Annotated in this window: 17 protein-coding genes and 2 pseudogenes; 17 read left to right on the forward strand and 2 right to left on the reverse strand. The window is 45.0% G+C overall.

The genetic code is table 11. The features are described from left to right. Positions 1 to 137 precede the first annotated feature (137 nt). The 7 genes from ACH19P_RS18780 (at position 138) to ACH19P_RS18810 (ending at position 4,279) form a co-directional block, all read left to right on the forward strand. Positions 138 to 686 carry a hypothetical protein gene (locus ACH19P_RS18780; protein WP_462160168.1) on the forward strand — a complete coding sequence of 183 codons (549 nt, stop codon included), beginning with the start codon at positions 138 to 140 and terminating at the stop codon, positions 684 to 686. Between the two features lie 423 nt (positions 687 to 1,109). Then, on the forward strand, positions 1,110 to 1,538 hold the full coding sequence (locus ACH19P_RS18785; RefSeq protein WP_188728718.1) for a hypothetical protein: 429 nt from the start codon (positions 1,110 to 1,112) through the stop codon (positions 1,536 to 1,538). Positions 1,539 to 1,663: 125 nt separating this feature from the next. Beyond that, a complete protein-coding gene (locus tag ACH19P_RS18790; RefSeq protein WP_462160169.1) occupies positions 1,664 to 2,047 on the forward strand; it encodes a DUF7079 family protein in 384 nt (127 codons plus the stop codon). After that, a complete protein-coding gene (locus ACH19P_RS18795; RefSeq protein ID WP_462160171.1) occupies positions 2,010 to 2,570 on the forward strand; it encodes a DUF6678 family protein in 561 nt (186 codons plus the stop codon). Before ACH19P_RS18790 ends, ACH19P_RS18795 begins: the two co-directional genes overlap by 38 nt. 112 nt (positions 2,571 to 2,682) lie before the next feature. Beyond that, positions 2,683 to 3,024 carry a hypothetical protein gene (locus tag ACH19P_RS18800; RefSeq protein WP_462160172.1) on the forward strand — a complete coding sequence of 114 codons (342 nt, stop codon included), beginning with the start codon at positions 2,683 to 2,685 and terminating at the stop codon, positions 3,022 to 3,024. Between the two features lie 91 nt (positions 3,025 to 3,115). Then, positions 3,116 to 3,445: a hypothetical protein gene (locus ACH19P_RS18805; protein ID WP_462160173.1), complete on the forward strand. Its 330-nt coding sequence runs from the start codon at positions 3,116 to 3,118 to the stop codon at positions 3,443 to 3,445. Positions 3,446 to 3,826: 381 nt separating this feature from the next. Continuing rightward, entirely contained in the window at positions 3,827 to 4,279 is a 453-nt protein-coding gene (locus tag ACH19P_RS18810) for an ASCH domain-containing protein (RefSeq protein WP_462160174.1), read from the forward strand. A 51-nt stretch (positions 4,280 to 4,330) separates the two neighbouring features. Here the strand turns inward: ACH19P_RS18810 and ACH19P_RS18815 are convergent, their stop codons facing one another. Beyond that, positions 4,331 to 6,892: a glycoside hydrolase family 3 protein gene (locus tag ACH19P_RS18815; protein WP_462160175.1), complete on the reverse strand. Its 2,562-nt coding sequence runs from the start codon at positions 6,890 to 6,892 to the stop codon at positions 4,331 to 4,333. 2 nt (positions 6,893 to 6,894) lie between these two features. Then, positions 6,895 to 8,136 (reverse strand): sugar MFS transporter, encoded by a 1,242-nt coding sequence (locus tag ACH19P_RS18820; protein WP_462160213.1) that lies wholly within the window; start codon positions 8,134 to 8,136, stop codon positions 6,895 to 6,897. Positions 8,137 to 8,293: 157 nt separating this feature from the next. On the opposite strand from ACH19P_RS18820, the gene ACH19P_RS18825 reads away from it, so the two are divergent. The 10 genes and pseudogenes from ACH19P_RS18825 to ACH19P_RS18870 all read left to right on the forward strand — a co-directional run. Next, complete coding sequence (locus tag ACH19P_RS18825; RefSeq protein WP_462160176.1) at positions 8,294 to 9,628, forward strand: GH1 family beta-glucosidase; 1,335 nt, start codon at positions 8,294 to 8,296, stop codon at positions 9,626 to 9,628. Between the two features lie 49 nt (positions 9,629 to 9,677). Beyond that, positions 9,678 to 10,682 (forward strand): LacI family DNA-binding transcriptional regulator, encoded by a 1,005-nt coding sequence (locus ACH19P_RS18830; protein ID WP_462160177.1) that lies wholly within the window; start codon positions 9,678 to 9,680, stop codon positions 10,680 to 10,682. Continuing rightward, the gene (locus tag ACH19P_RS18835) at positions 10,679 to 12,250 is read left to right on the forward strand and encodes a sugar porter family MFS transporter (protein ID WP_462160178.1); all 1,572 of its coding nucleotides are present in this window, start codon (positions 10,679 to 10,681) and stop codon (positions 12,248 to 12,250) included. The genes ACH19P_RS18830 and ACH19P_RS18835 overlap by 4 nt, the downstream gene beginning before the upstream one ends. A gap of 370 nt (positions 12,251 to 12,620) precedes the next feature. Beyond that, positions 12,621 to 12,830 carry a hypothetical protein gene (locus tag ACH19P_RS18840; protein WP_462160179.1) on the forward strand — a complete coding sequence of 70 codons (210 nt, stop codon included), beginning with the start codon at positions 12,621 to 12,623 and terminating at the stop codon, positions 12,828 to 12,830. A 147-nt stretch (positions 12,831 to 12,977) separates the two neighbouring features. Further along, the gene (locus ACH19P_RS18845) at positions 12,978 to 14,558 is read left to right on the forward strand and encodes an ABC-F family ATPase (protein WP_462160180.1); all 1,581 of its coding nucleotides are present in this window, start codon (positions 12,978 to 12,980) and stop codon (positions 14,556 to 14,558) included. 133 nt (positions 14,559 to 14,691) lie between these two features. Next, positions 14,692 to 14,964: a DUF4242 domain-containing protein gene (locus tag ACH19P_RS18850; RefSeq protein WP_462160181.1), complete on the forward strand. Its 273-nt coding sequence runs from the start codon at positions 14,692 to 14,694 to the stop codon at positions 14,962 to 14,964. A gap of 225 nt (positions 14,965 to 15,189) precedes the next feature. Then, positions 15,190 to 17,401 (forward strand): annotated as a pseudogene (gene katG / locus ACH19P_RS18855) (catalase/peroxidase HPI). Between the two features lie 159 nt (positions 17,402 to 17,560). After that, positions 17,561 to 17,905, forward strand: coding sequence for a hypothetical protein (locus tag ACH19P_RS18860; protein ID WP_462160182.1), 345 nt, complete (start codon positions 17,561 to 17,563; stop codon positions 17,903 to 17,905). A 263-nt stretch (positions 17,906 to 18,168) separates the two neighbouring features. Beyond that, positions 18,169 to 20,353: pseudogene (locus ACH19P_RS18865) on the forward strand (OsmC domain/YcaO domain-containing protein). 169 nt (positions 20,354 to 20,522) lie between these two features. Then, on the forward strand, positions 20,523 to 20,625 hold a 103-nt coding region (locus ACH19P_RS18870), incomplete at its 3' end, for a DUF2986 domain-containing protein (RefSeq protein WP_462160214.1).

Genomic DNA, 20,625 nt, shown 5'->3' on the forward strand with positions numbered 1-20,625 from the left:
AATGCGTTCGCTCAGCTCACCGGATAGTCCAAGTGCCGCTGCGTTTGGTTTGTCACCATTTTAACCAAGATGCCGGCGTCATTTGTCCTGCCTCTTACTTGAGACGTTAGCTATTCATCAAATTTGGGAGTTTTGATTTGAATTCTTGGAAATTTAAAAAGCAATGTCAGGATGACTTTGATAATGGGATATCGAGATTTAGCATTTTTGAAAAATATTCAAAAAGCGGGATATCTGAGAAAAAACTAGCGTACGCTGTATCGACTATAAAAGACGTAAACTTAGTTAAAAAGTATCGGTTTCTTAACTACTTGGTAGTTGGATTCATGATTTTATTCGGAGTGTTAATAACATTTTCATTTATTGAAATTTTTAAGTCCGGTGAGGCTGTTGCAACAGCGCTTGTCGCGAGTATTGTGATTCTTTTTTTCAGTCTTACATACTGTATTTCAAGAAACTACCATCGAGCATATCTGATTTATGCCTTTCTAACTACCATGAAACTTCCCACTCATATTGATGGATTCGGAAGTGATTTATTAGTAAATATAATCGAATTAGGTTTAGCACTGTTTTTAGTCGGTAGCTTGTGGTTTCTAAAAATTAAGTTGTATCCGTATATGAGTATTTTTGGAGCACCTAAAAAAGCTGCTGATGGTAAGTATTTGGTTGCAGTAAATAGCTAACAAGCGGTTTATGGATGGGATGCAAACAGCTTGGCTTGTGCTCCTTCATCGTTAATTTTAGCCAAGCATTAATGCGCCCATTAGAAAGGCGTTCTCTTTCGAAGTGCTAAATGGTTTCTGTCCAATTTTTGCCTACATGTTGTTGCCCCAAGACATGTTTAGGCGAATTACTCAAAAGAGCAAACTTCGGCCGTTCAAAATTGCTTTCTATTTCTTCAAAGTATATTGCTTGCATAGTCAGGAAAACGACCCAATCGCTCGTTTTTGTCCTGAGACAAAAGCTAGAACTACAGCATTTTAGTTGTAATGGCAATTAGTTAAGAAGTTTGTTACAAATGAGTCATTCATAAAAGCGAGCGACGCTGTGGTAGAAAAACGCGCGATTCGCTCGCTATAAACATGTTATGTGACTAGGAAGGTTCAGTGAAAATATTTATAACATTTTTAATTCTAGTCGTTACTTTTGTTTTGCTGGTTACTTTTAGCAACAGAGTGCAAGTGTTTTTACTTTACAAAATGTATTCTCTTGGTTCAGGCATGGATGATGGTGCTACAGAGTTGTTTACACAAAACAAGCATCGCTACAAGCCAGTGGTATTAGATTTACTCAACGCTGATAATCCAAATACTTATAAAGCCCGAGCGTCATTCTTGTTTGCAGAACTTTTGTTAGATGATCCAGATATTAATAAAAAGATTCAGGAAATATCTCAGAATCATGCAAACAAACATATCAGGTGCTTTTGGTTTGATGTTTTAAATAATCGTTTTGAACATGTTCGCATTAGTGGAAATGAAGACGATAAATTTGCAGCTTATGTTATTAAAGATAAAGGCAGTAAATGTGAGTAATGGTCACATAACAATCGCCTCAACAAAGGACGTAAAAAGCTTGGCTTGCGCTCCTTCGTCGCTAATTATAGCCAAGCCTTTTTACGCCTGTTAGGCGGGCGTTAGGTATCACTTGAGGTTAAGTTTTGCGTTTTACTCTTGAGCAAATTCAACATAGAAAGCCTGTATGGGTCGTTCTGTCAGATTTGTTTTTAGATACAGACGTTACTCTTATGTATGACGAAATTGCCCAAGTATGCGCTGATTCGGATTATTCGACAGTAGAGTTAAAAAAAATATTGTCGGAAGAAGTTGCGCCTGTCGTATCAAGTAATCTCATGTGTATAGCTGGTGAATGGGCTGGTTTTGATGAGAGTTGGTTAGTTGAACAGATCACCAAGACAAATACTATTAAAGAGTCAAAGCTGTTCTACTTCTTTAAGCCTCGTAATTTTTGGTTAAACAGATATATTCGTGGGCATTGGAAAGTGCTTGAGCCTAAAATTTTGGCTTGTAGAGGAAGTACCTAACAAGGCAATTAAAGATCGCCGGCAAAAACACGCGGCTGGACGTCCAACACTCCGGTTGCTTTGTGTTGTCGCTCCGCTCCAAAATAACACAAAGCAACCTACGTATTGGCCGCCCATTATTGCGGCGTTAGGTATACCAATGAGTCTGCTGCCAATGGCTGATGCCGTTTCCGATGAAAAGTATAAAAAAGAAGCAAAGAGAATTATTGCTGAAAGGCAGTTGGTTGGGGCAGCCAACAATACCAAATGGAATGAGCTTATTTCTGAGGTTCGCGATTTTTCAGAAAAACCTTGTTACCGAACAAAGGTAGTTAACGGTTACATTTCTGGTTGGGATAGCGAATGGCACTATCACTTGCCATTCCCACTGCTGAGTGTTGAGTGGATTGATATTGATTTGTCTGAAAAGGTTCTAAACCTTATTCAACGCATCGGCTTTGAATTTGAAGCGACAGACTCATGTGTAAGAGTTTGGGGTTACTTTCCAAAGTGTTACAAAGAATTTGGTGCAAAGTATACCTAACAAACGCATCAATGAATGGACGTCTTTAGCTTGGCTGTCGCTCATTCTTCGCTATTTTAGCCAAGCTTAATCCGCCCATTATGCGGGCGTTAGGTTTGCTTGGAGCTAGTCCGTGAAAAATAAAGTTGCCGTTATATTTGCTTTATTGCTTTCATTATTTTTTTCACCTTTGGTTGTCGCTCATCTTTGTCACTTAAAGGCAACTGTAGTTGAATCAATTTTAACTATTTTAGTTTCATTGATAGTCGTTTACTTTGTTTCTAAAGCTGCATCCAAGCGCAATTGTCTGTTAAGTTTTATAACTTGCACCATATTCTCATTTTCAATATATTCAGGTTATTCTACATGGCTCCACTCAGAAGCGTTTCCTGTAGCATTATTAGATGCAGAAAGTGTCAAAAAGCAAAATGAATTACAAGAAATACGGGAGTCCGTAAATCTAACAAAGCAATAATGACATGGACGCATAAAGCTTGGCTTGCGCTCCATCATCGCTAATTTTAGGCAAGCGTTTCCCACCTCTTATTGGGGTATTATGTTGCAATATGGATAGAGCAGAAGCATTAGAACAAATAGTCACATTCGGAATAGATAAAGATAAGGCTTATTCTGAGCTAGTGAAATATCCATATGATTCAGAAAAAGAATACTTTGTCGTATCAAAAGTTATTCTTGAAAAAGTTCTGAACCTCTATTTAACCGAGAAAATATCTTCGGATGAACTGGAGCAATGGGCTAATTTTGTTGAGTGTCGAAACGATTTAAACTACGAGCAAGTTGAAGACTATATTTATGCTTTAACGAATCCGTTTTTAGTGGGTGAAATAAGTAAAACTAAAATAGCTAAAATGATTCAGGTTTTAACTGCAACATAACAAACTGTTTATGGATGGATCTCATAATAGCTTGTCGCCCATAACAGAGCGTTCACCGTCCGTTTCTGGCACCGAAAGATAAATGATGAATGGATACAGATTTAAATTATATGTTGGCACCGAAGAGTTATATTTTGAGTCAATGGCACAAGCTCAAGATGAGGCAGCAAAGCACATTGAAAGAGAAGACTACCTTAGAATAGTAATATTAGCGGACCTTCCCCTAGGCGAGGCAGACTGGTGGGCTTACAACAAAATAACATGTCAGTGGGAACCCTCTTAACGACCGCTATTGGCACCAAACAGCCCAACAAAGTAAGCTTAAACTACATCCTCATAGCCAGAGACACGCGTTAATCGAACAATGTTAAGAGCGAAGATATGAACATGTCCCCTGTGGCCATGGCTGCTGCTTACTTCCAAACAGTAGGGCAACCCCAACAAACGATAGAAAGCTGGCATTTTTGTGATAACCAAGATGATGCAGACGAATGCGCGCAACTGGTGTTGGCGGGGATTAAACGTGCGACATCGTCTTCGCTTTGGTGGTATGAGGCAACGAACACAGCGCTTCCACAGATAGGTGATCTTAATGTTGTGACCAACTTTGCCGGAAAAGCGGTGTGCATTATCAAAACGGTAGCGGTTGATGTGGTGCCATACAATCAAATTACCGAACAATATGCGTTTATTGAAGGCGAAGGTGATAGGAGCTTAGCCTATTGGCAGCAGGTGCATTGGCCGTATTATCATCGCGAGTTAGCTGACACCGGCTTTACACCATGTGCAGACATGCCAATTGTATGTGAGCAGTTTGAAGTGGTGTTTCCATAGCGCAAAAAAAAGCGACCAGAGGTCGCTTTCGGGAGGATAAAACAAGCAGCCTTAGTTACAACTTAACTGTGCTTCTTGTTCGGACTTTTTCTCTAAGTTGATATCGGCGATGCTGATGTCCAGCTTGCCAGATGTACTCAACTCAAAAGGAACAACAGTGTTTTGCAGCTTGAAGCCTTGCGCTGCGAAGCAATTGAGGTCAACGCTAAGTGGTTGCCACGTATTCAACTCCATCGCTGTGAGTTGCTCGCTGATGTCTACTTTCGCCACACAGGAGCCTGCTGCATCACCTTCACTCTCACAATTTAGCGTTAGATACACTGCGTCAGTCGGGGCTTGAGCCAGATTGATGTTGACGCTTAATTGCACATCGGTGCCCAGCTTTGCACGCAGATCTTCTCTAAAGAAGCTCTTGCTGGCTAAACGTATGCCGGCATTTGCAGTGCCATCAAAGCGTAACTTGCGCGCATCTTCTTGCACCACTTTATCGATAGTGCGGTAGAACAGCGCACCGACTTCATGAGTATTGGCGCTGACCGTGAAGCTTTCATCACCTGAGTACAGCCACATTTGCCAAGGTTTCTGCACTGTGCCAGTAAACAGCGCCACACTCGATTGCTGTGAGTTCGCACTGGATGCTTGCTCATCGAGTTCATTGCTCAGTGTGGTTTGCTCGCCGTAGCTTAAACCAAAGCCGTACGGCAGTAGCGGATCGTAATTGTCATCACCGCGATTAACGATTTGCGTCGGTGTTTTTGGCCATGAGTAGCTTAAACGACCGGTAAAGTCATGTTGTACGTCGCCTGTTGCGTCAGTGAATAACACATCAGCGACGGCTAACCCTTCTGAGCCAGGTAACCATGCCGCTACGAAGGCATCTGAGGCATTCAATTCAGGGTTCACCCACATCGGGCGACCACTGATGAATACGGCAACAACAGGTATGCCTTGTTCTTTAAGTTTCTTCAGAAGGGCAAGGTCGCGCTTATCGCCAGCTTGGTATTCAAGATTAGCGCGGTCGCCATGGCCTTCTGCATAGGGTTCTTCGCCGAATACGACGATAGCAACATCGGGTTGTTGCTCAAAGCTGCCATCTTCGCTCAGTTCGGCATTGCCGCCAGCAGCTTCAACTTGAGCGGAAATGCCATCCCAAATTGATGTTCCGCCTGGGAAGTCTGCGTTCTCATTGTTCGTGCCTTGCCACGTGATCGTCCAACCGCCAGATTGCTTGCCAATGTTATTGGCCGCATCACCCGCAACTAACACCTGGGTGTTTGGCTTAAGTGGTAAAAGCTGCTCATTGTTTTTAAGCAAGACCAATGACTCGCGCACAGCTTGGCGCGCGACTTCGCGGTGTTCTTGCTTACCAATGAGTTCACTTTTTGCTGCAAATTGGCGCTGTGCAGGGCTTGGCTTTTCAAATAAACCGGCGCGAACTTTTACACGCAATATTCTGCGTACTGCATCATCAATTCGACTTTGCGGAATTTCACCACTTTGCACTTGCGCAAGGGTGTTGTCATACAAGGCTTTCCAATCGCCGGGCACCATGAAGATGTCTAATCCCGCATTGATTGACTGTGCGCAGCTCGCATTTGTACAGCCTGCAACTTGGCCATGGCCATTCCAATCGCCCACTACGAAGCCGTCGAAGCCCATGCGATCTTTGAGTACGTCATTGAGTAAGTACTTGTTGCCGTGAATTTTTTCGCCGTTCCAGCTGTTGAAAGATGCCATGACCGATTGTGCACCTGCATTGAGCCCGCCCACGTAGCCTTGAGCGTGAATCTTGTAAAGCTCTTCTTCTGAACTGACGTTATCGCCTTGGTCATCACCACCAACAGTACCGCCATCACCCACAAAGTGCTTCACGGTGCTGATCACGTTGCTTTGGCCAAGGAAGCCTTCACCCGGTTTACCTTGCAAACCAGTCACAATCGCATGGGAGTAGGCTTTGATGATCTCAGGGTCTTCAGAGTAACCTTCGTATGTACGACCCCAACGGTCATCGCGTACGGCAGCAACCGTGGGGGCGAAAATCCAATCGATACCGGTTGCCAGCACTTCGGTTGCAGTCACCTTGGCGATTTGTTCGATAAGCTCAGGGTTATTTGCCGCACCTAAACCAATGTTGTGAGGAAACAGTGTGGCACCGATTACATTGTTGTGGCCATGTACTGCATCAGTACCCCACATAGTTGGGATCGTGCTGCCATCGACTGAATCATCAATCGAGGCTTGATACATCTTCTCTGCAAGTGCAACCCAATCTTCGACCTTAGCGTGTTTATCGTTATTAGGGAACGCACCACCACCGTTAAGGTACGAACCGAAGCCATACTTACGCATATCTTCAACAGTGATATCACGGATTTCAGGTTGGATCATTTGCGCGATTTTTTGCTCAAGCGTCATGCTTGCCATGATGTCGCTGACACGTTCCTCAACGTCATTCAATTGCGCAACTTGGTTTTCAATTTTTGGCCAAAGCGGCTGTTCACCTTTTTGAGATGCGGCTAGCTTCGTTGTTTCTTGTGGCTTTTGTTCCTGCGAACAACCTGCGCTTACAAGCACTGCCAGACTCACGGCAACAGAGGTTAAAGTACGTTTCATTATTATTTTCCTGATTCATTTGCCTGAGGTTGTGCGCCTTTGATGCCATAAAATGCGATATAGACATAACATAAAGCGGGTAATAAGAATGACCACTGTAAGCCGATGCTATCGGCCAACATGCCTTGGAAAAGCGGAACTACTGCACCACCGACAATGGCTAAACACAAAATACCTGAACCTTGAGCAGTATGCTTGCCTAGACCGTTCAATGCTAGGCTGAAAATGGTTGGGAACATCACTGAGTTACAAAGACCTACCGCAAGAATAGCCCACATAGCAAAATGGCCATCAAAGAATACGGCAGCTAACACCAATACAAATGCACTGATGGCGTTGAACGCTAACACGGTACGGCCTGAGATTTTCTGCATAATGGCTGCGCCAATGAAACGACCGACCATAGCGCCACCCCAGTAATATGAGATGTACTTAGCCGCTTCAGCTTCATGCATACCGGCGATATTGCCTTGGCTAAAGAAGTTAACGAGTGTACTACCAATAGCCACTTCGGCACCCACATACAAAAAGATACCTAAAGCGCCTAAAGTTAGATGCTTATATTGCCAAGCAGAGCCAGAAACATGTTCACTGTGTACTTCTTGATTGCTTAAGTGTGGCAGTTTTAAGGCTGCGAAAATACCGGCAAGAACAAGTAATCCGCCGGCCAGCATCAGGTAGGGGATTTGCGTTGCACTGGCATCGCCTTTGATAACCTCTGCACCTTCTGAAAAAATAAGAATCGAACCAAAAAACGGTGCAACTGTGGTTCCTAACGCATTAAATGCTTGGGTCATGGTCAAGCGTGAAGGGGCTGTTTCAGCTGGCCCAAGGGCACTTACATAAGGATTCGCGGCGACTTGCAAGATAGTGATGCCTGAGGCGAGAACGAACAGTGCGCCTAAGAAAAGTGCATACACGCCGTTGCTAGCGGCAGGGTAAAACAACACACAGCCTAAACAAGCTATACCCAATCCAATCACCATGCCTTTTTGATAACCCACTCGGCCAACCAATTTACCCGCAGGTAAAGACACAATGAAGTAAGCGCTGAAGAAGCAAAACTGTACCAACATAGCTTGGGTGTAGTTAAGGTCAAACGCGCCTTTTAGATAAGGGATGAGGATGTCGTTAAGACAGGTTATAAAACCCCACATAAAAAAAAGTGAGGTGAGCGCGATAAGTGCGAATCGGTATGAACCACTGCCGTTCGCTGTTTGTTCCTGCGCAGGTTGTTGCTGCATTGAGATGGCCACTGCGTTCTCCTGTTGATCTTTTGAAGGAAAGCGCTTACATTTAGTTATGAAAGCGCTTACATTTATTTTGATAATTGCAGAAAGCGCTCACAAATTCAAATAAAAAATCCCGAATAAGGGATCTAAAAATGGATCTGATACTTTGATGCCTATAATCAGCTTGCCAGATGATTCAACGATGCAACACCGTGATTTTATCTATGGTGTAGCAACTTCGTCTTTTCAAATCGAAGGGGCTATTGATAGCCGTATTCCCTGTATCTGGGATACGTTTTGTGCACAGCCAAACACTATTGCAGACAACACCAACGGAGATGTTGCGTGCGATCATGTGCGGTTATGGCAACAAGACGTCGAGATGATCGCCGGGCTAGGTGTGGACGCTTACCGTCTTTCAATTGCTTGGGGACGAGTGATGAACGAAGACGGTTCTGTAAACGTGCAGGGTTTGGCTTTTTACCAAAACTTGGTCACAGCGCTCAATGCAAAGGGCATCAAGGTGTTTGTCACACTGTATCACTGGGATTTACCCCAATATCTTGAAGATCAAGGTGGCTGGCTAAACCGCGACACTGCGTATGCATTTGCCCTTTATGCGGAGGTTGTTTCCAAGGCATTGGGTGAAAATGTGTACTCGTATGCCACGCTCAATGAACCATTTTGTTCAGCGTACCTCGGTTATGAAGAGGGTGTTCACGCCCCTGGCAAAGTCGGCCAAGCTTATGGCCGACAAGCGGCGCATCATTTGTTGTTAGCCCATGGTCTCGCGATGCAAGTACTCAGACGCAACGTGCCAAACAGTATGTGCGGCATTGTGCTTAACTTTTCGACCGCCTACAGTGCAACCGATTCTCAAGACGACATCGATGCTGCGCGGATGGGTGATGAATATCATAATCATTGGTACATTCAGCCGCTGCTAGAGGGCACTTACCCAGATGTGATGTCGAAAATTAGCCCAGATGCCCAGCCCCATGTTGTTGACGGCGATATGGATATTATCGCCCAAAAGAATGACTTCATCGGTGTGAATTACTATACCCGAGCAGTGTATAAAAGTGATGGTCACGGGTGGTTCGAGCAAGTTCCTCCCCACGGCGACGACCTTACTGCAATGGGGTGGGAGATCGTGCCGCTGGCATTTACTAAGTTGTTAGTCGAACTGCATGAACGTTATGACTTACCACCTATGTACATCACCGAAAATGGCGCTGCATTTGATGATCACCTCGTCGACGGCGAAGTCGCAGATATACCGCGTGTTGACTATTTCAACAGCCACTTACGCGCAGTAAATAGCGCAATAGAGCAAGGCGTCGACATTCGTGGTTATTTTGCGTGGAGCTTGATGGATAACTTTGAATGGGCCTTGGGATACAGTAAACGGTTTGGCATTGTGTATGTTGATTACGCGACCCAAAAGCGCACCCTAAAACAAAGCGCTTTAGCGTATAAAGCATTGTTAAACAATAGACTCTAAAAGCCGTTTGTATTAGCGTTAGCCTATCAGGAAGTTATAAAGAACAATAATGGCAACCATCTACGAAGTTTCAAAAGCTGCAGGTGTTTCACTGGCCACTGTGTCACGTGTTATGAATGGCAATGCGCGAGTCAGTGATCGTACTCGCGATAAAGTACTCAAAGCCATGGATGAGCTTGGTTATAAGCCCAATTCAATCGCCCAATCACTTGCTTCGAATCGCAGTAATAGCGTCGGCTTATTGGTGTCTGCGCTGCACGGTTCATTCTTCGGCAACATGATGAGCACGGTCGAAGATGTACTTCGCAGTGCAGGGAAACACGTCATTATCACCGCAGGTCACAGTGACGAGCAGCAAGAAAAAGATGCCATAGAATTTTTATTGGATAGGCGTTGTGATGCGCTGATTTTGCATGCTGAAGCAGTGAGTGATGATTACCTAATAGAGTTGAGCAAACGCGATGTGGAAGTCGTGTTAATCAACCGTCGTATTGAAGAATTGGCCCAAAACTGTTTCTACACCGACAACGAACTCGGTGGATATTTGGCGACAAAGGCCGCGATTGATGCCGGCCATACGTCTATTGCTTATATCAGTGGTCCTCTTTTTAAACAAGATGCAACCGAGCGTTTGCAAGGGCACAAACGCGCCCTCAATGAAGCCGGCATTCGTTTTAACCCGCAATTGATGGTTGAAGGTGGCTTCCATGAAGACGAAGGTGCACAAGGGTATGTTGACCTTGCGGCTGTTGGGGTAGCGTTTACTGCGTTGGTTTGTGCCAACGATGAAATGGCATCGGGTGCGATGACCGCTGCCAGAGAGCAAGGCGTGGTGATCCCAGAGCAACTGTCTGTGGTTGGATTCGATGATGTGTTATTTGCACGTTATTTGTATCCAAAACTCACAACCATAGATAACCCGATTCAAAAAATGGGTAATGAAGCAGCTCATTGGGTGCTTGAACACGTATACAAACAAAAGAAAGCAACTGTGCACACTAACTTATTCGCCCCCAAATTGGTGGTGCGAGACTCATTAATGGATATTAAATGAATAAACTGATCCCGCCAGCGCTGTTTTACACCCTTGTAGTTTCGTTGGGGGGATTTATATTCGGTTTTGATGCGTCTGTCATTTCAGGGGCGATTGGTTTTATTTCCGAGCAATATCAATTAACCAGCTGGCAGCAAGGTTTTGTTGTGAGCTCTCCCACACTCGGTGGTTTACTTGCAACCTTGTTTGCGGGTGTCGTCAGTGACGCCATTGGGCGGCGAAAAACATTAATTGGTATAGCTGCACTGTTTGTTATTTCTGCTGCGGCATCGGCATTAGCACAAGGCTATTGGATGCTGGTTATTGCCCGATTTATTGGCGGTATGGCGTTTTGCTCGCTGATGGTCGCGCCCATGTATATCGCTGAAATAAGCCTCCCAGAACACCGCGGCAAACTCGTTTCAATCAACCAACTCAACATTGTGCTCGGGTTCTCAGTATCGTATTTCAGTAACTATTGCTTACTGCAATGGGCACAAAGTGATGCTTCATGGGTGCAAAACATCGGTTTAACCGAGCACTTGTGGCGCTGGATGCTCGGGCTGGAATTACTGCCAGCAATATGTTGGTTGGTACTCTTATTTGTGATCCCACGTAGTCCGCGTTGGCTGTTGATGCAACGATTGGACGCAGAAGCTGAGTCGGTTGCGTCAAAACTATTTTCCGCAGAGCAAATCGAGCAGCAATTACGTACTATGCGCGCATCGCTGCAAAGCAAAGTGCCACCACTGGCACAGCGAGTGAAAACAGTGTTCTCTACGAAAGTCCGCTTTGCGTTAATGATTGGGTTGTTGATAGCCATCGCTCAGCAAATCACCGGCATCAACGTTATTTTCTTTTATGCACCGACCATATTTGAACAAAGTGGTGTGGGCACCAATACCGCATTTGCGCAGGCGGTGTGGATTGGTGTAGTGAATGTGATTTTCACCGTTGTGGCGATGATGACCATCGACCGCTATGGTCGCAAGCCTTTGTTATTATTTGGTTTGACAGGCATCGCAATCAGTATGGCATTGTGCAGCTGGGGCTTTAATCAAGCCACCTATGAAATTAAACCGCAAGCAGCGGTACAGTTGTCAGAGCAACTCCCCGAATCAGTGATGCAACGTATCACTCCTATGATAGGCAAAACTTACGACGACGATGTTGCCTTTAAAGGTGCACTGCAACAAGTATTAGGCGAAGATGCGGGCAGCCATCAAGGTGCGATTATGGCCAAGTCTATCTCAATGAATGCCACGCTCGTACTGGTGGGCATTACCTTGTTTGTGGCCGCGTTTGCTGTGTCGCTTGGGCCTGTGATGTGGGTGATGTTTTCGGAGATTTTCCCTAACGAAGTACGTGCAGTCGCCATATCTGTGGTCACCGTGGTGAATAACGCCATCAGTTTCCTCGTGCAGTTAGTGTTTCCTTGGGAGCTTGCCAACTATGGTGCCGCGCCGACGTTCGCGATTTACGGCATCTTTGCGGTGGTGTCACTTGCCTTGATATGGCGTTATTTGCCCGAGACGAAGGGCAAATCATTAGAACAATTAGAACTCGATTTAAGTGCCAGAGGAAATTAATTGCAGAGTTTACAACTGCTTGAAATGGCATCACATTACAACTAGTATTTAGGGTCTGTTGACCTTTGCTGTGTGTTTTTGCAGCAGTCATTGGGGTATTTTGGCAAGGCAGAGCCTGCGTCACATAGTCATTCTATGTAAGTCAGGTGATAACGCCGATAAAATACCCCAATGGCGCTGCCCAAAGGGTTCAACCAAAGACTTACACTGCTGTGTCATGGGCTATTAACATAGCTCACTATGCAACATAACCCATTCCTTGCATTGAACGCCTTTGATTTGAACAAAATTCATACTTCAAAGATCAACAGACCCTAGAAGCTTAAGATAAAAATAATTATTATCATCAACACGTTAAAGGGATGTATGTATGTCTTCTGATGGCTCAATGGCAATGCTGCTTGTGATACCCATTTTAGTGCTTGTTTGGCTGTTGCCTGCGATTTTAATCGCTCGGTCTAATAAAACCAGCGGCACAGAAAAGCTACTATGGATTTTGGTGCAAGTCTTCCTGTTTTGGTTTACTTGGGTTGTGTACATTTTCGCCGCGCCCATCAACAAAGAGAAGCCGCAAAGCTAGCGTAAGATAGCAACTTTAAGAAAAGCGCACCAGTAAGGTGTGCTTTTTGCGTTAAAGGGCGCTAAAAATCACGCTTTTGGTTTATATGTAGTGCGTATTCAGTTACACTGCGCGTCCTTTTTTTGACCAACCAAAGGTAACACGTCTTTGATCGCTACAGCTAATATCGCCATGCAGTTTGGCGCCAAGCCTCTTTTTGAAAATGTTTCAGTAAAGTTCAACAACGGTAATCGCTACGGTTTAATCGGTGCGAACGGTTGTGGTAAGTCGACCTTTATGAAAATTTTGGGTGGCGACTTAGAACCCTCTGCGGGCAACGTGATGCTAGGTGAAGGCGTACGTTTAGGTAAGCTACGTCAGGATCAGTTCGCCTTCGAAGAATACAGTGTTATGGACACAGTGTTGATGGGTAACACTGAACTTTGGGCGGTCAAAGAGCGTCGTGACTACATTTATAGCCAGCCGGAAATGAGCGAAGAAGAAGGCATGGAAGTGGCCGACTTAGAAACGCAATTTGCAGAAATGGATGGCTATACAGCAGAGAGCCGTGCTGGTGAGTTATTGCTTGGATTGGAAATCCCAATTGAGCAACATTTTGGCCCTATGAGCGAAGTAGCCCCAGGTTGGAAACTACGTGTACTTCTTGCTCAAGCGCTGTTCTCAGATCCAGAAGTTTTGCTACTAGACGAACCGACCAACAACTTGGATATCAATACCATCCGTTGGTTAGAGCAAATCTTAGTAGAGCGCAAAAGTACCATGGTTATCATCTCGCACGACCGTCACTTCCTAAACACAGTGTGTACGCACATGGCTGACTTAGACTACGGTGAAGTGCGCTTATTCCCGGGTAACTACGATGAGTACATGACTGCTGCGACGCAGGCGCGTGAAAAGCAGCTTAATGAGAATGCGAAGAAAAAAGCACAAATCGCTGAGCTGCAAAGCTTCGTTAGTCGCTTCTCAGCCAACGCTTCAAAAGCAAAGCAGGCAACGTCTCGTGCTAAGCAAATTGATAAGATTCAACTCGAAGAAATCAAGCCTTCAAGCCGAGTGAGTCCTTACATCAAGTTTGACCAAGAGAAAAAACTTCACCGCCAAGCTGTAACTGTTGAAGGTCTTTCAAAAGCGTTTGAAAACCCACTATTCAACAACTTTGACTTGCAGGTTGAAGCGGGCCAGCGCGTTGCGATTATTGGCCAAAACGGGGCAGGTAAAACAACCCTACTGCGTTGTTTGTTGGGCGAAGTAGCTGCGGATCAAGGCACAGTGAAATGGGCTGAGGCGGCAAAAATTGGCTATATCGCGCAGGACCATGCCGATGACTTTAAAGAAGATGCAACCCTGTTTGATTGGATGAAGCAGTGGACAACTGGCGATGACCAGGTGGTGCGTGGTGCTCTTGGCCGTATGTTGTTCTCAAACGATGACGTGAAAAAGAAAGTAAAAGTCCTCTCTGGTGGTGAAAAGGGTCGTATGCTATTTGGCAAAATGACGCTGATTAATCCAAACGTATTGGTGCTTGATGAGCCAACTAACCACCTTGATATGGAATCGATTGAAGCATTGAACTTGGCGTTAGAAAACTACGAGGGCACTTTGTTCTTCGTGAGCCATGACCGTGAGTTTGTATCGTCACTGGCAACGCAAATTATCGATATTCAGCCACAAGGTATTGTGCATTTCCACGGTACATATGAAGAGTACTTAAAGAGCTTAGGCCTTTAATTACCTTAATTTCCTGCTGGTATTTCAAACCAGCAGGAAGCCCTGTACCCCTATTGTTTCCTCACTTTCTTACCCCTTCCAAAGTTCAAAATCGACTATACTTACTCGCTCCTACTCACAAAGGAGACGGACAATGCCAAAGTATGTAATTGAACGAGAAATCGAAGGTGCGGGGCAGTTATCTGAGCAAGATTTACAAGGAATTTCACAGCGTTCCTGTGATGTATTGGGGCAGCTAGGACCTCAAGTACAGTGGGTGGAAAGCTATGTAACGGACAACAAGGTATTCTGTGTATACATCGCACCGGATGAAACGCTGATCCGCAAGCATGGCGAAATGGGCGACTTCCCCATCAAGGCCATTCACGAAGTGAAGACCATGATTGACCCAACCACAGCGGAATAATTTCCAGAGCAAGGTGTGTGTTTTGCCTTTAGAACCCAAACCTTGCTCTTATCATTATACTTTTTCTATCTGATATTGTTAACCCAAACCGACTTGTAACCCTGATGTTAACTAGTTATCTAAATAATCGATTGCTTTCATCTGTTTTTCTCACTCCAATAGATTGAATTCGTGGTCTATATTTAACCCCGTTAATCACACTACTCCAAACGGGGAGAAATATTCATGGGTAAAAAAACACTTCCACTTATCACGGCAGTCGCGATGGCTGTGTCGTCTGTGGTATCGATCAGCGCGCAAGCAGCTGAACCTAAGTCAAACCAATTTTGGTGGCCAGAACAGTTAGACCTTAGCCCACTTCGCGCTCACGGTGTAGAGTCGCATCCGTACGGCGAAGAATTTGATTACGCGAAAGGTTTCGAGAGTCTTGATCTTAAAGCGGTGAAAGAAGACATCCGTGCGGTGTTAACGCAATCACAAGACTGGTGGCCAGCAGACTATGGTCACTACGGTCCTTTCTTTATCCGTATGGCTTGGCACGCAGCAGGCACGTATCGTGTATTCGACGGCCGCGGTGGTGCAGGTGGTGGTCAGCAACGTTTCGACCCACTGAACAGCTGGCCTGATAACGGCAACCTAGACAAAGCTCGACGTCTACTATGGCCTGTAAAGCAAAAGTATGGCCGCGACATTTCATGGGCAGATTTGATGGCGTTAACGGGTAACGTCGCGCTTGAAGACATGGGCTTTAAAACCTTTGGTTATGCCGGTGGCCGTGAAGACGATTGGGAACCAGATTTGGTTTACTGGGGTCCAGAGGGCAAGATGCTGACAGACGAACGTCGCGATAAAAAGGGTAAATTGAAAGGTCCTCTCGCTGCAGTTGAAATGGGTCTTATCTACGTAAACCCGCAGGGCCCGCACGGTAAACCTGATCCGCTGCTTGCAGCTGACGACATCCGTATGTCATTCGGTCGCATGGCAATGAACGATGAAGAAATCGTTGCACTTATCGCTGGTGGTCATACGTTCGGTAAAGCACACGGTGCGAAGAAGCCAGATTGTGTAGGTAAAGAACCAGCAGCAGCGCCCATTGAAGACCAAGGTTTTGGGTGGAAAAACAAATGCGGTAAAGGCATGGCAGAAGACACTGTGACCAGTGGTTTTGAAGGTGCATGGACAGTGACACCAACACAGTGGACTACAAACTACCTAGACAACCTATTCAACTTTGAATGGAAACAAACAACCAGCCCAGCGGGTGCGATTCAGTGGATCCCAACCAATGAAGCTGCGAAAAATCTCGTACCTGATGCGCATGTTAAAGGTAAGCGTCACGCGCCTATCATGTTCACCACAGATATCGCGATGAAAGAAGACCCAGAGTTCCGCAAGATTGCAGAGAGCTTCCGTGCCGATCCGGCGAAATTTGAATTGGCCTTCGCTAAAGCATGGTTCAAACTGAATCACCGTGACCTAGGTCCACGTGCTCGTTACTTAGGTAGTGAAGTACCAAGTGAAGTATTAATCTGGCAAGACTACATTCCAGAGGTCAACCATACCCTTGTGAATGATAAGCAAATTGCTGACTTGAAGGAACAAATCCTAGATTCAAAACTGACGGTGTCTGAGCTTGTGCGCGTTGCGTGGGCATCGGCGTCTAGCTACCGTGACAGCGACATGCGTGGCGGTGCAAACGGTGCACGTCTACGTTTAGCACCGCAAAAAGACTGGCCAGTGAACAACCCTGAAGAAGTCGCAAAAGTACTGAAAGTACTTGAGAAAATTCAAACCAAATTCAACAAAAAAGCAGGTAAAACACAAATTTCACTTGCTGACATGATTGTTCTTGGTGGTGCGGCTGCGATTGAAAAAGGTGCGAAAGATGCAGGTTACTCTATCACTGTACCATTCAAACCGGGTCGTATGGATGCGTCACTTGAGTACACAGATGTAGAATCATTCGACGTTCTCGAGCCAACAGCTGATGCGTTCCGTAACTACTACAGCAGTGCATGGAAATCACCGACTGGCATGCTAGTAGAACGTGCAAACCTACTCGGCTTGAGCGTTCCTGAAATGACCGCGCTACTTGGTGGTATGCGTACGCTTGATGCGAACTACAAAGGCTCGGATCACGGTGTGTTAACCAACAAACCAGGTACATTGAGTAACGACTTTTTCGCTGAACTTACTTGATATGTCTACCAAGTGGAGCAAATCAAGCAAGGAAGAGGGTGTATACGAAGGCTTCGACCGCACGAGCGGCGACAAGAAGTGGACGGCAACATCTGTTGATTCTATCTTCGGCTCAAACTCTGAATTACGCGCTATAGCTGAAGTGTATGCTTCACAAGATGCGAAAGAGAAGTTCGTCAATGACTTCGTTGACGCTTGGACAAAAGTGATGACAGCAGATCGTTTCGATTTGAAATAAATAACAGTTGTGATGTTACTCAAAAGGGCCGCAAACGCGACCCTTTTTTTATACGTATTGGTATCGCATTAAGGATGGTGTAAAATTCACCGTCCTTGCAAAAGCGCCAGCCACAGGGCCTATGCAGGGCTCGTCGTATTATTTAAATGGGTATCAGATATGCAGTACGTAAAATATTCCCTTATCATTTTAACCACCTTATTCATGTTAGGCTGTGGCGGCCACGGCTTTGAAGGGCATTATGTCAGCACGTCAGATAACAAAGTGTTTAACGCCTTGTCTGAACTGGCTGGCGTGAAGAAAATCTACATTGGTGAAAACTTCATTGAAGCGGATGGTCAACGTACTGAGTTCGATGAAATTTTTGTACGTGAGCTTAAGTCAGGTGACTACTTGGTGTTTAAATCAGGCAATGATGAACAAACTTGGCTCATTGAAGATGGCGACGTACTGGTACGCGATTTAGGTTTGATGTCATTACGCTTTGAGCCGGTAGAGAAATAATTCTTTCCACCTTGAGTGGCATCATTGAGGCAGCGAAAGCTGCCTTTTTAGTTTTGAGCAAGCGCTTACTTGCATTCAATCCAACGTCATTTTTCGGCTTTACATAACTTGGCTTAAATAATTCCAAAATAAACCAAGACGATTGCCCGCAAAAAGACGATAATTGGAACATTAAATTTATTAGATTGACCGACTTTGCCATATTCGCTGCAATGTAGCTTGGCTAAGCTCGGTCTTTGCGATTTTTAGGGTACCGATAACTTATGGAAATTAAAGTTAATTTTCTCGATAACCTCAGACTAGAAGCCAAGTTTGACGACTTCACCGTGATTGCCGATCAGCCAATTCGCTACAAAGGCGATGGCTCAGCGCCAAGCCCGTTTGATTATTTCTTGGCGTCATCAGCTCTGTGCGCAGCGTATTTCGTAAAGGTGTATTGTAACACGCGAGAAATTTCGACCGATGGTATCCGTATTTCGCAAAACAATATTATTGACCCTGAAGACCGCTACAACCAAATCTTTAAAATTCAAGTAGAACTACCTGAGAGTATTTCAGACAAAGACCGCCAAGGTATTTTGCGTTCGATTGAGCGTTGTACGGTAAAGCGTGTTGTGCAAACTGGCCCTGAATTCCAAATCGACCCTGTTGATAACATCGACGAAGTTGCGCAGGCCATGCTGATGGTTGAAGCTGACGTTGATCACAGCACTTACATCTTGGGTAAAGACTTACCGCTTGAGCAAACTATTCAAAACATGACGCGCATGCTCGCTGACTTGGGTATGAAGATTGAAGTGGCGTCTTGGCGCAACATCGTGCCACACGTGTGGTCATTGCACATTCGTGATGCGGCATCGCCTATGTGTTTCACCAATGGTAAAGGTGCGACCAAAGAGAGCGCATTGTGCTCGGCATTGGGTGAATTTATTGAGCGTCTAAGCTGTAACTTCTTCTATAACGATCAATACCTTGGTGAAGAAATTGCACACAGTGAATTTGTTCACTATCCAAATGAAAAGTGGTTCCAAGGTGGTGAAGATGATGCGCTTCCTGAGGGTATCTTAGATGATTACTGTTTAGAGATTTACAACCCTGAAGGTGAGCTGCAAGCATCACATTTAGTAGACACCAACTCAGGTCGTGTGGACCGCGGCGTGTGCTCAATTCCTTATACGCGTCACTCAGACGGTGAAACGGTGTATTTCCCGCAGAACTTGATTGAAAACTTGTTCTTGAGTAACGGTATGAGTGCGGGTAATAACCTCAATGAAGCGAAGGTTCAGTGCTTGTCGGAAATCTTCGAGCGCGCGGTTAAGCGCCAGATTATTGAACAAGAAATTGTGCTGCCAGACGTACCACAAGAGGTGCTAGCCAAATACCCAAGCATTGTCGAGGGGATTGAAAAGCTAGAAGAGCAAGGTTTCCCAATTGTGGTTAAGGATGCGTCACTCGGTGGCCAATTCCCTGTGATGTGTGTGACCCTGATGAACCCAAGAACGGGTGGCGTATTTGCATCATTCGGTGCACACCCAAGCTTGGAAGTCGCGCTAGAGCGAAGCCTCACCGAACTGTTGCAAGGGCGCAGCTTTGAAGGGTTAAACGATGTGCCAAAACCAACATTTAACTCAATGGCGGTGTCTGAGCCAGAGAACTTTGTTGAGCACTTTATTGATTCAACCGGTGTGATCTCATGGCGCTTCTTCAGTGCTAAAGCGGATTACGACTTCGTTGAGTGGGATTTCTCCGGCACGAATGAAGAAGAGAGCGAAGCCTTGTTTGGCATTCTTGCTGACCTAGGTAAAGAAGCATACATCGCTGAATTTACAGAAATTGGCAGTGCGTGTCGTATTCTTGTGCCTGATTTCTCAGAAGTGTATCCGGTGGAAGATTTGATTTGGGACAACACCAACAAAGCACTTTTATACCGTGAAGACATTTTAAATCTGCACTCATTGTCTGACGATGCATTAGCGGCATTGGTTGAGCGTTTAGAAGAGCCAGCTGGATAACTACATTGATATCATCACCTTAATTGGCGTTGAGTTTGATGAAAATACAGTATGGGGTCAGTTGACTATTCTAGAGCTTAAGATTCTGATTTACCTAGCATTAGGTGAGTTAGAAGACGCATTTGAATTGGTGGGTGATTTCCTACAGTACAACGACAACACCGTTGAACGTGGCTTGTTCTACCAAGCGTTGAATGCTGTGCTCGAAGTAACGCTCGACGACGAGATGGAATTAGCCGATTTCATTCATAACTTCACACGCATGTTTGGCCAAGAAACTATGGACAATGCAGTGGGCTTGGTTACGGGTGATGTACGTTTTTATGGCCTTACCCCAACCAACATGAAGCTAGAGGGTTTGGACAAGCATCTACGTCTAATCGACAGTTATAAGAAGCTACACAAAGCGCGTGGTGAGTTGTATAACAAAGGCTAATAAGCCCAAGTCCTCAAGTAGGGTATTGAATTTAAATTAAAAAGCGGGCCTAAATGGCTCGCTTCTTTTCTCGAGATAAAGTTAAATTTTATAGGTATGAAATCATCTCGGCGAAAGGAGTGATTAACGGGTATAATAGCGCCCGATGTCTCCAAAAATGCATGTTACTATGAACCGTAAAAAGAAGATTTTCACTAAACTTAAAGCTAAAGACAAACGTGCCAATGCCAAATTGCACAAAAGCAATAAGCCTGCTTACATCTCAAAAGCTG

The sequence above is a fragment of the Pseudoalteromonas sp. GB56 genome (assembly GCF_054923835.1).